The sequence below is a fragment of the Planococcus antarcticus DSM 14505 genome (genome assembly GCF_001687565.2).
Classification (GTDB): domain Bacteria; phylum Bacillota; class Bacilli; order Bacillales_A; family Planococcaceae; genus Planococcus; species Planococcus antarcticus.
The window spans coordinates 3029545-3043193 of the sequence record NZ_CP016534.2 but is presented as its reverse complement, the minus strand read 5'-3'; the positions used below and the strand labels follow the sequence as shown (position 1 = coordinate 3043193).

Here is a 13649-nt window from a genome sequence, read left to right as displayed (position 1 = left end):
GCTTCTGATGATGGTATGCTGTAAACAAAGAAGCTTTAAGGCAAGGAGAAGACGCCATGGCTAAGAAGATCGCAAAGACCAATGCAGCACGCATGCTCGACAAAGAGAAAGTTCACTACAAACTGCTTCATTACAATACCGAAGATGGCAAAGTGGATGGTGTTTCCGTCGCTGCGAAAATCGGTTTTGCTGCCGAGCTTGTCTATAAAACACTGGTCGCAATCGGGGTGTCAAAGCAGGGTTATGTCTTCGTCATTCCGGTTGCAGAAGAATTGGATTTGAAAAAAGCGGCAAAAGCGGCAGGCGAAAAGAAAATCGAGATGGCGCCCGTCAAGGATATTCTGGCACTAACCGGCTACGTCCGGGGCGGTTGTTCGCCTGTCGGAATGAAAAAACCGTTTCCAACCTTTATTTCCGCTGAAGCCGAGCAATTAGCTGAGATGATCGTTTCTGCCGGTAAAATGGGCATGCAACTAAAACTAGATCCTATGGAACTGCTGGCTGTAACAAATGGCCAGTTTGCCGAATTGACAGCGCCAAGTCAATGAAGCTTCCATCCATTCGCAATGAATGGATGGATTTTTCATATCACAAGAGAAGAAAGAAGGATGTTGATGAAGCGTTCGCTATTTTACCGTTGGCTGTTTTTTATCGTCGGATTGATTGTCTTGGCTCTTGGTTTTACGATGACCATTAAAGGCAGCAAACTGGGCATCGGGCCATGGGATGTGTTGCATGTCGGATTGTACCTAAATTTTGGATTGACCATTGGTACCTGGTCTGTCATCGCCGGGTTTGCGCTGATTGCGAGCACCGCTTTTTTTACGCGAAAAATCCCGCAAATCGGTACCTTTTTGAATATGCTGTTGATCGGTATATTCATCGATGTTTTTAATTTCCTGATTCCTGATATCCAGACCTTGGTGGGACAAATCCTGGTTTTATCGGCCGGCATTATTATTTCTGGCTATGGTGTCGGTCTCTACGTATCACCTAAAATCGGCGCAGGACCTCGGGACAGTCTGATGATGTTGCTTGTTGATAAGACAGGACTCAGCATCAGTATCGTTCGAGCAGGCATCGAAGTGGGGGTTGCTTTGCTTGGCTGGCTGCTTGGTGGACCAGTCGGAATCGGTACGATCGCAGTTGCTTTGTTGACTGGCAGGATTGTGCAAGTCTCTCTGCCACAGTTTGAAAAACTGCTGGTGGCGCTCATTGGTGAAAAAGAAGAAATTCCACCGGTTCTTAAGATTTGAGTCAGATAAGAAAAACTAGTTCTTTCGGGTTATCGATTCTCTTCAAGCTTGTCGTATGTTAAATTCTTCAAACAGCCATTGGCCGAATCTTCTTCGGTTAATGGCTTTTCTTTGGAAAAAACGTAGCCAAGTATTAGTTAAGAGAGTAATGACAAGCAACGATTTCTTCCAGTTTCTTCTTCTGGGCAAGTGGAGGGAAATTTGTTCTCCGCCTGTCCATATCAGATGAGCGACTGAATAGTTGAAACCTCTAATAGGATATGATATAAATAAAGCCTAGTAATTCTATTGGTTTTATTAATTGTGGATACAAGGAGGCATTTTTATGGGACGGGAATTTGTAGAAATATTTGACGAGTGGGTTCATACTTATGACGATTCAGTTAACGGAAAAGACGTGGAATACAAAGATGTATTTGTGAAATATAATGAAATTCTGCAGGCAGTGGCCGATGTAGCGACCGGACCGGTTGTAGAATTCGGTGTGGGCACGGGAAACTTGACAGAAAAACTTCTCAGCCGTGGCTTGAAAGTTGTTGGAGTCGAACCGAACCGGGCAATGCGGGAAGTAACAGCAGAAAAGATTGCCGATCTGACTCTCATCGATGGGGATTTTCTGGAATTTAAAGTGGGCATCACACCGCAAAGCTTTGTCAGCTCTTATGCCTTCCACCATTTGACGGATGTGGAAAAAGCGCGGGCTTTTCAAATTTATGCTGAGCAATTGCCGACTGGTGGAAAAGTAATATTTGCAGATACTTTGTTTGATTCAGAAATGGCCAAACAGGAAATAATTGCATTTGAACAAAAGAGAGGTCATGCTAATCTAGTAGAAGACTTGAACCGTGAGTACTATACGACGGTTCCTGTCATGGAAAAATTGATCACAGATGCAGGGTTTACGGTAGAATTTTCGAAGATGAACAATTATGTATTTCTGATTGACGCAACTAAAAAATAAGGAGTGATTAGGATGAAAAAAATGAATGTAGAAAGCTTTAACTTGGACCACACGAAAGTAGCAGCGCCGTATGTACGTTTAGCAGGAGAAAAAACGGGTGCTAAAGGCGATACGATTCGCAAATACGACATCCGTTTCAAGCAGCCGAACAAAGAGCATATGGATATGCCTGGACTTCATTCTCTTGAGCATATGATGGCTGAACATAGCCGCAACCATTCGGATGCGATTGTGGACATCGGGCCGATGGGATGCCAGACGGGCTATTACCTATCCGTTATCAACCATGACGATTATGAAGATATTCTTCGCATTCTAGAAAATACATTGAATGATGTTATTGAAGCGGACGAAGTACCGGCCTGCAACGAAGTCCAATGCGGCTGGGCTGCAAGCCACAGCTTAGAAGGCGCAAAAGAACTAGCGCGTGAAATGCTCGAGAAAAAAGACCAATGGCATCAAGTATTCGCGGACAAAGCGATTTAAGGAGAATATCGATGAACTATGTTACTGAAATTCAGCAACTGATTGGTAATACGCCATTGCTGGAATTGACACACAGCGAAATCCCCAACGACTGCCGCATTTTTGCCAAGCTTGAATATTTTAATCCTGGCGGAAGTGTCAAAGATCGTCTAGGTGTTTCGCTTATTGAAGATGCAGAAAAACGTGGAGTCCTCAAGCCAGGCGGCACGATGATTGAACCGACAGCTGGCAACACAGGCATCGGTCTGGCCATAGCCGCAATCGGTAAAGGCTATCATGTGAAGTTTGTGGTACCTGAGAAATTCAGTCAAGAAAAACAAAGCTTGATGCGTGCCCTTGGAGCGGAAGTGATTAATACACCGACTGAAAAAGGCATCAAAGGCGCAATTGAAAAAGCTAAAGAATTAGTTGAAAAGGAAGGGGCATTTTCGCCTTCTCAATTTTCCAATCCAGCAAATCCGGAGACTTATGTCCGGACACTTGGACCCGAAGTCTGGGAAGCGTTGAGCGGAGAAGTGGATATCTTTGTCGCAGGGGCAGGATCTGGTGGCACGTTTATGGGGACAGCACGTTATTTAAAATCTAAAAAGCAGTCAATCAAAACGGTCATCGTGGAACCGGAAGGCTCGATCTTAAACGGCGGACCATCAGGACCTCATTTGACTGAAGGCATCGGCATGGAGTTTTTGCCGAATTATATGGATAACAAATATTTCGAAGCCATCCACACCATCACCGATAAAGAAGCGTTCATGGCTGTTCGCGAATTGGCGAAAAACGAAGGATTATTAGTGGGAAGTTCTTCTGGTGCCGCTTATGTCGCAGCACTGCGGGAAGCCCAAACCGCTAAACCGGGAAGCCATATTGTGACTATTTTCGCTGATTCAAGCGAGCGTTATATGAGCCAGAATATTTATGGCAGAAGTTTTGAGGAGGATCAAGGATGAAACCAAAAACAAGATTAATTCACGGAGGCATTGTCGGAGATGAAGCGACAGGCGCCGTATCCACGCCAATTTATCAAGTCAGCACATATAAGCAAGAAGCGGTCGGAAAATTCAAAGGCTATGAATATTCACGTACTGGAAATCCGACACGCCACGCACTTGAAGAATTAATTGCGGATGTGGAATTTGGCCACGCCGGATTTGCATTCGGATCAGGAATGGCAGCGATATCTTCTGTTATGATGCTGTTTTCAGCCGGAGATCACGTTGTTCTGACAGATGACGTCTACGGTGGAACTTACCGCGTCATTAATAAAGTGCTGAACCGTTTCGGCTTGGAATTCACGTTTGTTGATACCGGAAACCTAGCGGAAGTAGAAGCGGCCGTCAAAGAAAACACGAAAGCCATTTTCATTGAAACGCCGACCAATCCACTGTTGAAAGTGACGGATATCGAAGCGGTCGCAACTTTTGCCAAATCGAAAGGCTTGCTGACGATTGTCGATAACACATTTATGACACCTTATCTACAAAACCCGATTTCTCTTGGTGCAGATATCGTTCTGCACAGCGCAACAAAATACATTGGCGGACACAGTGATGTCGTCGCAGGACTGGTCGTCGTCAATTCAGCTGAACTTGCTGAAGAAGTTCACTTTGTGCAAAATTCCATCGGTGCCATTTTAGGGCCACAAGATTCTTGGTTGCTCATTCGTGGACTTAAAACTTTAGGTTTGCGCATGGAAGAAGCCAATGCCAATGCACAAAAAATCGCTGAATTCTTGGAAAGGCATGACGCCGTTGGGAAGGTCATTTACCCAGGGCTGGAAAGCCATCCCGGACGTGAATTAATGCAAAAACAGGCAACTGGCTTTGGTGGTATGATCTCATTTGACGTGGGCAGCAAAGAAAAAGCCGGCGAACTATTGGCCAAGCTGAAATACTTTACGCTGGCAGAAAGTCTAGGCGCTGTTGAAAGCTTGATTTCCGTGCCCGCGCAAATGACTCATGCTTCGATTCCAATCGAACGCCGTGCGGAACTTGGCATTGTTGAAGGGTTAGTCCGAATTTCAGTTGGAATAGAAGATGTCGAAGATTTGATTGAAGATCTTGGAAATGCGTTAAAATAAGTGGAAAACCGCCTATAATGGCGGTTTTTTTATTTTTTCTACTGTTATTAAATTCCTTAAGACTAGTTGTAATAATAAAAAAGTGAATATTATTACCTGTAATTTCGTCACTCGAAATATATCTTATTTCCTATTCTTCTGACTATTCTGTCATGGTAAGATTTTGAAAGAAATAATATTCTGACAGTTTGGAAGGGGATGCAATATGAAGAACAGCAAATGGGTATCGATCTTATCAGCCAGTGCGTTAACCCTGTCTTTATTCGCGCCAGCAGCTGCAGCGGCACCAACCGAAGCAGTACCATCAATGAACGACTGGAACAGTGAAAGATACGGGGACCGGATCGATATTGATCAAAGCCTGAACGATTTAACACAGGATGCAAATTTTAAAAAAGAAGCAGATAAAAAGATCAAAGCACAGGCTAACGAAGTATCAGACGGAGAGTCTGATGCAAAAGCCAATGAGACGTTTACATACGATGGCGGCACAAAAAAGTTTTTAAATCGTAACTTAGCTTTTAAAGATTATACCCTTCGTAGTGTTGGAGACAACGTAGAAATCTGGGTGGCCAATGATTTGGCCTACGGACCTGACAATCCGAAGCCTGCTGATGTGGTGACGCAGCAACAAGTGGATAAATTGCGTGCCGAATTCGACAGCAATATTTACCCGGTAGCGACAGATTTCTTTGGCACACCGGATCAATTGGATGGTTCAAACGCCACCGTACCAGGCATGGTAGGTCTTCCTGATGACTATTATGAAGGATCTGACAAAGTTATCATGCTGGTCGATAATGTACAAGATGAAGGCTGGAACAACCCAAGCTATCCATTCTTTGTTGCCGGTTTCTTCTGGCAGACACTGGAGAACTATACAGACCGCAACATCATCACAATCGATACGAATTCATGGGAAACACGTTTGGAGAGCACATTCTTCGGAACGACAATCCATGAATTGCAGCATTTGATCCAAGCTGATAACGACGGTTCTGAAGAAACATGGTTGAATGAAGGCATGTCGACATTCTCTGAATACCTAGGCGGCTATGGCCACGGAGAAGGATCGATTAATTTCTATTTGGATCACCCGGAAAACTCATTAGTAAACTGGGATGAGCATGGGACAGCAGCAACTGGACCTGAAACAATTGCAGATTATGGCCAGGTCTACCTGTTCACTCTTTATATGTACGATAAGTTCGGACAGGAATTTATCCGTGAATTGGCAACAGATGGCGAAAGCCAGGGAATGACGAGCGTCAACAAAGTACTGCAGGATTATGGCACTAATAAGACATTCACTGAAGTTTATCAGAATTTCATGACGGCCTTGACTTTGGATAGTTCAGATGTCAGCAGCGATTACGATATTGACAGCATCGATCTGCGCAGTCTGCCGGTCGGCACTGCAGGTGATGTGCGAGGCAAAACAGTAGACTTTGAAAAAGCGAAAACCTTTGAAAAAGAGGGAGTTCCAGCATGGGGCGGCGACTTTAAGGAATTCAACTTCGGCAAGGATGTCCGTGGCTTGGAATTTGACGGCGTCGATTTCCTTCCGCTGCAATGGGAAACCATAGCAGATCCAAAAGGTTCGGGTGAGCAGGTGCTGCATGCAAATAACGGTGACGAAGCAGACCAGGCTTTGATTTTTGGAGCAACTGTTCCTGCTACCAATGCGGCATTGACGTTCGAACATTACTACGATATTGAAGAACAATGGGATTTTGGCATGGTTCAGGTTTCAACCGACAATGGCGAAACATGGACTTCTCTTGAAAACAGCAATACACGCAGTGATGCAGTTGAAGAAGGCTACCCGACTATTAAGGAAAATGTTCCTGGATTTACTGGTACGAATGAAGACTGGACAACTGAAGCCTTTAATTTATCAGCTTATGCAGGACAAGAAGTCTTGGTTTCATTCCGCAACTTGACCGACTGGGGCTCAAACAATGCGGGCTGGTTTATCAAAAATGTTCAATTAGGTGGTTTCTCAGCTGATGGAACTTCAACGGATGCATTTCAATCACTTGGGCAATTAAAAGGTGAATACGTTAACTTTACTACGACATTTATCCAAACGAAGAAAAACGGCAAAGAACGTGTCTTCCACGTAGACCCTTATAACGTAACGGAAAAGCAGGCGCTTGATCTTCAACAAGTTCTTCGTGAAGGCAATGTCAAAATGATTACTTCTTACGCTGCTGAAGAAGGTCAGCGGGAAGCGAAAGAATTCACTTATGAAGTGCTCTATAAGAAAGACAATCCAAACAAAGGAAAAGGCAAAAAATAAGCCCAAAGCGGACCTCGGTCCGCTTTTTCTTTTGGAAAAAATGACCCTATGTTAAGATAGATAAAGAATTTGTTTTGAAAGGAAGAGGACATTGTCAAAAAAATTAGATGCATTTTTAGATGAGAACTTAACAGAATTAAAAGAGCAAGGTCTTTACAATGAAATTGACCCGGTTGAAGGACCAAACGGCGCGATCATCAAAGTGCGCGGTAAAGACTTGATCAACCTTTCTTCAAATAACTATTTAGGTCTTGCCACAAATGAAGATTTGAAACAAGTAGCAAAAGACGCAATCGATAAATACGGCGTTGGCGCAGGCGCAGTTCGTACGATCAACGGAACGCTTGATTTGCACGTGAAGTTAGAAGAAAAGCTTGCTGAATTCAAAGGAACAGAAGCAGCGATTTCCTATCAATCTGGTTTTAACTGCAACATGGCAGCAATTTCAGCGGTTATGGATAAAAACGATGCGATTCTTTCGGATCAGTTAAACCATGCCTCAATTATCGATGGCTGTCGCTTGTCAAAAGCAAAAATTATCGCCTTCAAACATTCAGACATGGAAGACCTGCACATGAAAGCAAAAGAAGCGACAGAGTCTGGCCAGTACAATAAAGTCATGGTCATCACAGATGGCGTATTTTCGATGGATGGCGACATTGCCAAACTTCCTGAAATCGTCGAAATTGCGAAAGAATTTGATTTGATTACGTACGTTGACGATGCACACGGATCAGGTGTTACTGGAAAAGGAAAAGGAACCGTTAAGCATTTCGGTCTTGAAAAAGAAATCGATATGCAAATGGGAACTTTGTCTAAAGCGGTTGGCGTTGTCGGCGGCTATGTAGCCGGTAAGAAAAACTTGATCGACTGGTTGAAAGTTCGCTCACGTCCATTCCTATTCTCAACAGCAGTAACTCCAGGGGACGTAGCAGCAATCACAGCAGCGGTTCAAATGATTATCGACTCTACGGAATTGCACGATAAATTATGGGATAACGGCGACTACTTGAAAAAAGGTCTAGATGCATTAGGCTTTAATATTGGTCATTCAGAAACACCAATTACACCTTGCATCATCGGTGACGAGAAGTTAACACAACAATTCTCGAAGCGTTTGTTTGAAGAAGGCGTGTATGCAAAATCAATCGTCTTCCCAACCGTTCCAAAAGGCACTGGACGCGTACGCAATATGCCAACAGCTGCCCACACAAAACAAATGTTGGATGAAGCCATTGCTACTTACGAAAAAGTCGGCAAAGAATTAGGCGTTATCAACTAAAAATCGAAAAACACGCCGAGCTGCATGCAGCTCGGCGTGTTTTTATTTCCAAATATAGGAGATACTGTCGAGATTGGACGAAATACTGTCCGAACTTTTCAAATACTATCCAAATCAACTAAAATACTGTCCATAACCGTTTCTTGCGCCTCAAAATAAATCGCAGCGAAGACTTTTGCTGTCACCAGCATGGCGTTTTCATTAAAATCGAAGTTTTCATGATGATGTGGGTAAACAACGCTCTCGTCATCCATTTTTGCGCCGACGAAGAAATAAGCGCCCGGTTTTGTCTGCGTATAATAAGTGAAATCTTCAACTGGCATAACCGGATCAATTTCCACTACATTTTCGTCCCCCAGCACGCCGCGCGCAGCGGCACGAACAATATCCGTTTCGGCGAGGTGATTCCAAAGTGAGTCATATCCCGTTTCGATAATCAATTCGGCAGTGGCGCCCATAGCGATGGCGACATTTTCCACAATCGTCCGCAAACGCTGTCCTGCAAGTATGCGAAGTTCGGGATCAAATACACGGATGGTGCCTTCCAGAACAGCGTTGCTTGAAATAACGTTATCGGCGTCACCGGCATGGAATTTACCGATAGAGACGACCAGTTCTTTCAATGGATCCGCATTGCGGCTGACAATCGATTGAAGTGCGACCATGATATGACTCGCTGCTAAAATCGGATCGACCCCTTGATGAGGTTCTGCACCGTGAGTTCCAAAGCCGTGGACAATAATTTTGATGGCATCTTCAGAAGCCTGCAAAAAGCCGTCTCGCAAATAAATGCGACCACTTTCCATTTTGCTTTGCAAGTGAGCACCGTAAACGGCATCAACACCTTCTAGACAACCGTCTTCAATCATTGCACGTGCACCGCCCGGCGATAGTTCCTCACCAAATTGATGGATTAACACAATCGTTCCAGGCAATTCGTCTTGAATGGCGATCATTGCTTTAGCAAAACCAAGTAACGCAGCGGTATGGCCGTCGTGTCCACAAGCGTGCATAACGCCGGGGACCGTGGATTTATAGAGTACATCTTTTTGATCGTCAATCGGCAAAGCATCGAAATCTGCACGGAACGCAATCGTCTTGCCGGGATTGCCGCCACGGATTGTACCAACAACCCCGCGTCCGCCAACCCCACGGCGAACTTCAACGCCCATTTCTTCTAATTGATCTGCAATAAAAGCAGGAGTCGTGATTTCTTGATGCGACAATTCTGGGTTCATATGGAGATGTCTTCTTATTTCCACCATTTCTTCGAACAAGGCATCGACCTGTTCAGTAATTGTCATATTCCAAAACTCCTTTAAGTGTAAAATAAATTACCAATCATCTATAAAGTTTACTATAGTATAAGTATACAGTAAGTTAAATCCATTGGAGGCTCTCAAATGAAAATCACAAAAGCGACATTACATGCGGTCAGATTTCCTCTAAGCGAACCATTTATTATTTCCTATGCGACCTATCCGGACATGCCGGCATTAATTATTGTACTGGAAACAGATACCGGACTGACCGGTTATGGGGAAGGCGTTCCAGATGAACATGTAACTGGCGAATATTTCACTTCAGCATTTGAAGTCTTAAAAGAACGATTCCTGCCAGCCATTATTGGAATGAGCCCATTTGATATCGAAGCGATCCATTCGAAAATGAATGCTTTAATGACAGGCAATTCAGCTGCAAAAGCCGCTGTAGATATTGCTTGTTACGACTTGATGGGAAAAGCAGTGGGACAGCCAGTTTACAATTTATTGGGCGGACAAGCGACCGAACACTTGGATTACCCGAAAGTACTGAGCATCGAAGCGCCTAAAATCATGGCAGAAAAAGCGAAGAAAGCGGTTGAAATGGGTTATGCTTCTCTTAAACTGAAAGTAGGCAAAGGACAAGCACAAGAAGACGTCGATCGGATTTTGGCCGTTCGTGAAGCAGTCGGCAGAGATACGCCAATCCGTGTAGACGTCAATCAAGGATGGAAAACGCCAGGCATTGCAGTCGCAGCGATTAAACAACTCGAGGGCGCGAACATTGCTTGGATTGAACAGCCAATCCGTATGGGGGATATTCGCGGGTTAGCAGAGGTCCGGTCGAAGACGGCCGTCCCAATCATGGCTGACGAAAGTATCCAATCGATGGAAGACTTGTTGGAAATCATTCGTTTACAAGCAGCAGACGTTATTAACATTAAGCTAATGAAAAGTGCCGGCATTTTCCATGCTGGGCAAATGGCCAAGGCTGCTGAATCCGCTGGCATGCTGTGTCAAATTGGTTCTATGGTCGAATCGTCTGTCGGCTCAGCAGCAGGCTATCACGTCGCGATGTCACGCATCAATATTGAAAGCACTGAATTGACGGGCCCATTGCTCTTTAGTGAAGAAATTGGCGATCTGAACTATCAACATCCGTACGTATTATTATCCGGCAAACCGGGTCTAGGTGTAGAAGTAAGTCAAGCACAACTAGACAAGCTAACTGAGAAATCATGTGTAATTGAATAGAAACAGAAAAACTCGCATCCCTGAATGGGGATGCGAGTTTTTTGGCTATCTCTACCTAGTTTCAAGTTGTCCTCAAACATCAGTATCCTGAATCAAACTCAAAAAGCGCTTAGTCCGCTCTTCTGTTGGGTGGTTGAAGATGTCTTCAGGCTTGCCGCGTTCGACGATACGTCCTTCGTCCATGAACAGCACTTCGTCAGCGACGCCTTTGGCAAAGCGCATTTCGTGGGTCACCACAACCATCGTCATGCCTTCAGCAGCTAAATCTTTCATGACTTGTAGTACTTCGCCGACCAGCTCGGGATCGAGGGCGGATGTCGGTTCGTCGAACAACATAACTTTTGGTTCAAGTGCCAGCGCACGGGCGATGCCGACGCGTTGCTGCTGACCACCACTTAGCTGGAATGGGTAGTCGCTCATTTTTTCGCCGAGTCCAACTTTTGTCAGCAACTGCTCGGCTTTTTTTCTAGCCAGCTTTTTATCTTGTTTTTGGACAGTAATAGGACCTTCCATGACGTTTTCAAGAGCGGTCATATGAGGAAATAGATTGTAATGTTGAAAAACCATTGCTGATTGTTTACGAAAAGCCATAATCTGCTTTTTTGACAAAGGTTTAGAGAAGTCGACAGTTTGTTCGTCGATTGTCACCGAACCTGAAGTCGGAGTCTCTAATGTATTGAGGCAACGCAGAAACGTCGTTTTCCCGGAACCGGATGGGCCAATAACTACGATGGCCTGTCCTTTTTGAACATCTGTGTCAATGCCTTTCAATACTTCAAGATCACCGAACTTTTTATGCAAATTTTTTATTGAAATCATGTCAAGCTCCTTACTGCAATCAGTGAACTGCTTTTATTATCTGGAAACGTAGCGGTCAAAGCGATTTTCGAGTCTTCCTTGAACCAATGACAAGGCAAAGCAAATGACCCAATAAAGCAACGCCGCTTGTCCATATAACAGCAGAAACTCGTAATTGGTCGCGGCAATTTGCTGGGCAACTCGGAACATCTCGGTAACTAAGATTAGAGATGCAAGAGACGTATCTTTAATGAGGCTAATGAACGTATTCGAAAGTGGCGGCAAAGAGACACGCGATGCCTGTGGTAAAATAACGCGCCGCAAGGATTGAGTGTAGGACATGCCGATTGTATTGGCTGCCTCCCATTGGCCTTTCGGAATCGACAGGATGGCTGCCCGAATCACTTCAGAAGCATAGGCTCCGACGTTCAGTGAAAAGCCAATGACTGCCGCTGGAAATGGATCGATCGTGATACCGAGTGTCGGCAATCCATAAAATAAGATGAACAACTGCACCAATAAAGGCGTTCCGCGAATAATAGAAACGTAAATTCGTGCGATAATCTGGAAAGTTTTAACCGTTGATATTCGTGCTAAAGCTGTCAAAATCGCCAGTATCAATCCGAAAATAAAAGAAATGATTGATAAAGGCAAAGTGAATTGAATCGTTGCCTCGATTAATGGAAGAAATGAGGATTGTGCAATGTCTACAAGCCGTTCCATTCTAACCGGATTCGAGAAAATACTATTCAAGTACATTTTCACCAAACCATTTTTCTGAAATTTCATCGTATGTGCCGTCTTCAATCATGTCAGCCAAAGCCTGATTAGCTTCTTCTACAATTGCACCGCTGCCTTGTCTGAACAGCAAAGCGCTTTGTGCAGCATCTTCAGACTTATCAACAACTTTTACTTGCGCATCGGGACGCTCTTTCAGAAAATCCAAAACGGTCAAATTATCATTAACTGTCGCATCGACGCGGCCCGAATTTAATAATTCGATTGCCTGGTTGAACCCTTCGACGCCTTCAAGCTCAGCGCCAAATGAAGTTGCCGTTTCAGCGTAGTTGCTTGTCAGCGACTGTGCAGACAACTGACCTTCTAAATCTTCAAAGCTTTTAATTTCACTATTATCTTCAGCGACTACGAGGACTGCAGTCGAAGTAATATATGGATCTGAAAATTCGTAGCTTTCTTGACGTTCTGGATTAATGCCGACTTGGTTGGCAACCATATCAAAACGGCCGGCATCCAATCCTGCGAACATGGCATCCCATTGTGTTTCGAGAAACTCAGCTTCAACACCAAGACGATCTGCAACTTCACGTGCGATTTCAACGTCGAAGCCAGTCAATTCTCCTGAAGCATCATGGAAAGTGAAAGGAGGGTATGTTCCTTCTGTACCGATAACCAATGTTCCTTCTTCCTGAACCTTAGCCAATACATCTTCTTCAGATCCGCCGCTCTCCACCGCATCATCTGTTGTTGGGTCTTCTTCAGGAGATCCGCTGCAAGCTGCCAATACTAGCAATACCACCAAAAATAAAAATGCTAAACTATATTTCTTCATAAAAAATCTCCTCTATTCTTCTATGATTTTGTGTTCCGTGATTCCGTTATGAGTGTCCATATCCCTTAATTTCATTCTATAAATAATGAATGCAAATTCTAAAGCCTTTTTGACCAACTGGAATAGTAGGTTTAAAGGTTAAAAAAAGGAATGTTTGTTCATCAGTCCAACAGAATCCAGAAGCTGATTTATTATAGCACGCCTTTACAGCAGTCTCAAATGAAGTGAACGGAAAAAGTTTTTTACGTGATTGCCTCTCGAGCAAACCACAATACTATACACATCTGGAGCGAGTATAGAAATGAAAAAAAGCGACAGGGCATTCTTTTTTTAATAAATTATTTGTGTTTTTAAAGAGAACATCTTATAATAGCTTAATAGTAAAGGTTTAATTGACAAGG

At 44.0% G+C, this 13649-nt stretch carries 13 protein-coding genes; 9 read left to right on the top strand and 4 right to left on the bottom strand.

Annotated features, from left to right (window positions below; translation table 11 throughout):
- Positions 1-56 precede the first annotated feature (56 nt).
- The 8 genes from ybaK (at position 57) to BBH88_RS14920 (ending at position 8364) form a co-directional block, all read left to right on the top strand.
- Positions 57-548 (top strand): Cys-tRNA(Pro) deacylase, encoded by a 492-nt coding sequence (gene ybaK / locus BBH88_RS14955; RefSeq protein ID WP_006829183.1) that lies wholly within the window; start codon positions 57-59, stop codon positions 546-548.
- Positions 549-614: 66 nt separating this feature from the next.
- Positions 615-1256: a YczE/YyaS/YitT family protein gene (locus tag BBH88_RS14950; RefSeq protein WP_040852071.1), complete on the top strand. Its 642-nt coding sequence runs from the start codon at positions 615-617 to the stop codon at positions 1254-1256.
- Between the two features lie 325 nt (positions 1257-1581).
- Positions 1582-2217 (top strand): class I SAM-dependent DNA methyltransferase, encoded by a 636-nt coding sequence (locus BBH88_RS14945; RefSeq protein WP_065536585.1) that lies wholly within the window; start codon positions 1582-1584, stop codon positions 2215-2217.
- A 12-nt stretch (positions 2218-2229) separates the two neighbouring features.
- Positions 2230-2703 carry an S-ribosylhomocysteine lyase gene (locus tag BBH88_RS14940; RefSeq protein WP_006829186.1) on the top strand — a complete coding sequence of 158 codons (474 nt, stop codon included), beginning with the start codon at positions 2230-2232 and terminating at the stop codon, positions 2701-2703.
- Positions 2704-2714: 11 nt separating this feature from the next.
- Positions 2715-3650 carry a PLP-dependent cysteine synthase family protein gene (locus BBH88_RS14935; protein WP_006829187.1) on the top strand — a complete coding sequence of 312 codons (936 nt, stop codon included), beginning with the start codon at positions 2715-2717 and terminating at the stop codon, positions 3648-3650.
- Positions 3647-4780, top strand: a complete 1134-nt coding sequence (locus BBH88_RS14930; RefSeq protein ID WP_006829188.1) for a bifunctional cystathionine gamma-lyase/homocysteine desulfhydrase — start codon at positions 3647-3649, stop codon at positions 4778-4780. The genes BBH88_RS14935 and BBH88_RS14930 overlap by 4 nt, the downstream gene beginning before the upstream one ends.
- Before the next feature lie 205 nt (positions 4781-4985).
- Complete coding sequence (locus BBH88_RS14925) at positions 4986-7082, top strand: immune inhibitor A domain-containing protein (protein WP_006829189.1); 2097 nt, start codon at positions 4986-4988, stop codon at positions 7080-7082.
- Positions 7083-7173: 91 nt separating this feature from the next.
- Positions 7174-8364, top strand: a complete 1191-nt coding sequence (locus tag BBH88_RS14920; protein ID WP_006829190.1) for a glycine C-acetyltransferase — start codon at positions 7174-7176, stop codon at positions 8362-8364.
- A 98-nt stretch (positions 8365-8462) separates the two neighbouring features.
- Here BBH88_RS14920 and BBH88_RS14915 read toward each other — a convergent pair whose 3' ends face one another.
- Positions 8463-9668, bottom strand: a complete 1206-nt coding sequence (locus tag BBH88_RS14915; protein ID WP_065536586.1) for a M20 metallopeptidase family protein — start codon at positions 9666-9668, stop codon at positions 8463-8465.
- 99 nt (positions 9669-9767) lie between these two features.
- Between BBH88_RS14915 and BBH88_RS14910 the strand changes: the two genes are divergently transcribed.
- Entirely contained in the window at positions 9768-10880 is a 1113-nt protein-coding gene (locus BBH88_RS14910) for a mandelate racemase/muconate lactonizing enzyme family protein (protein WP_006829308.1), read from the top strand.
- Positions 10881-10952: 72 nt separating this feature from the next.
- On the opposite strand, the gene BBH88_RS14905 is transcribed toward BBH88_RS14910, so the two are convergent.
- Genes BBH88_RS14905 through BBH88_RS14895 form a run of 3 tightly spaced genes read right to left on the bottom strand, consistent with a single transcriptional unit; the run spans position 10953 to position 13248 of the window.
- Positions 10953-11699, bottom strand: coding sequence for an amino acid ABC transporter ATP-binding protein (locus BBH88_RS14905; RefSeq protein ID WP_006829307.1), 747 nt, complete (start codon positions 11697-11699; stop codon positions 10953-10955).
- A 36-nt stretch (positions 11700-11735) separates the two neighbouring features.
- Positions 11736-12437, bottom strand: coding sequence for an amino acid ABC transporter permease (locus BBH88_RS14900; protein ID WP_006829306.1), 702 nt, complete (start codon positions 12435-12437; stop codon positions 11736-11738).
- A complete protein-coding gene (locus BBH88_RS14895) occupies positions 12424-13248 on the bottom strand; it encodes an amino acid ABC transporter substrate-binding protein (RefSeq protein WP_065536587.1) in 825 nt (274 codons plus the stop codon). Before BBH88_RS14895 ends, BBH88_RS14900 begins: the two co-directional genes overlap by 14 nt.
- Between the last annotated feature and the right edge of the window lie 401 nt (positions 13249-13649).

Coding starts and splice junctions, on each gene's coding strand:
- BBH88_RS14905 (WP_006829307.1), bottom strand. CDS start 11,699: ATGATTTCAATAAAAAATTTGCATAAAAAGTTCGGTGATCTTGAAGTA.
- BBH88_RS14910 (WP_006829308.1), top strand. CDS start 9,768: ATGAAAATCACAAAAGCGACATTACATGCGGTCAGATTTCCTCTAAGC.
- BBH88_RS14930 (WP_006829188.1), top strand. CDS start 3,647: ATGAAACCAAAAACAAGATTAATTCACGGAGGCATTGTCGGAGATGAA.
- BBH88_RS14940 (WP_006829186.1), top strand. CDS start 2,230: ATGAAAAAAATGAATGTAGAAAGCTTTAACTTGGACCACACGAAAGTA.
- BBH88_RS14945 (WP_065536585.1), top strand. CDS start 1,582: ATGGGACGGGAATTTGTAGAAATATTTGACGAGTGGGTTCATACTTAT.
- BBH88_RS14935 (WP_006829187.1), top strand. CDS start 2,715: ATGAACTATGTTACTGAAATTCAGCAACTGATTGGTAATACGCCATTG.
- BBH88_RS14915 (WP_065536586.1), bottom strand. CDS start 9,668: ATGACAATTACTGAACAGGTCGATGCCTTGTTCGAAGAAATGGTGGAA.
- BBH88_RS14900 (WP_006829306.1), bottom strand. CDS start 12,437: ATGTACTTGAATAGTATTTTCTCGAATCCGGTTAGAATGGAACGGCTT.
- BBH88_RS14950 (WP_040852071.1), top strand. CDS start 615: ATGAAGCGTTCGCTATTTTACCGTTGGCTGTTTTTTATCGTCGGATTG.
- BBH88_RS14895 (WP_065536587.1), bottom strand. CDS start 13,248: ATGAAGAAATATAGTTTAGCATTTTTATTTTTGGTGGTATTGCTAGTA.
- ybaK (WP_006829183.1), top strand. CDS start 57: ATGGCTAAGAAGATCGCAAAGACCAATGCAGCACGCATGCTCGACAAA.
- BBH88_RS14925 (WP_006829189.1), top strand. CDS start 4,986: ATGAAGAACAGCAAATGGGTATCGATCTTATCAGCCAGTGCGTTAACC.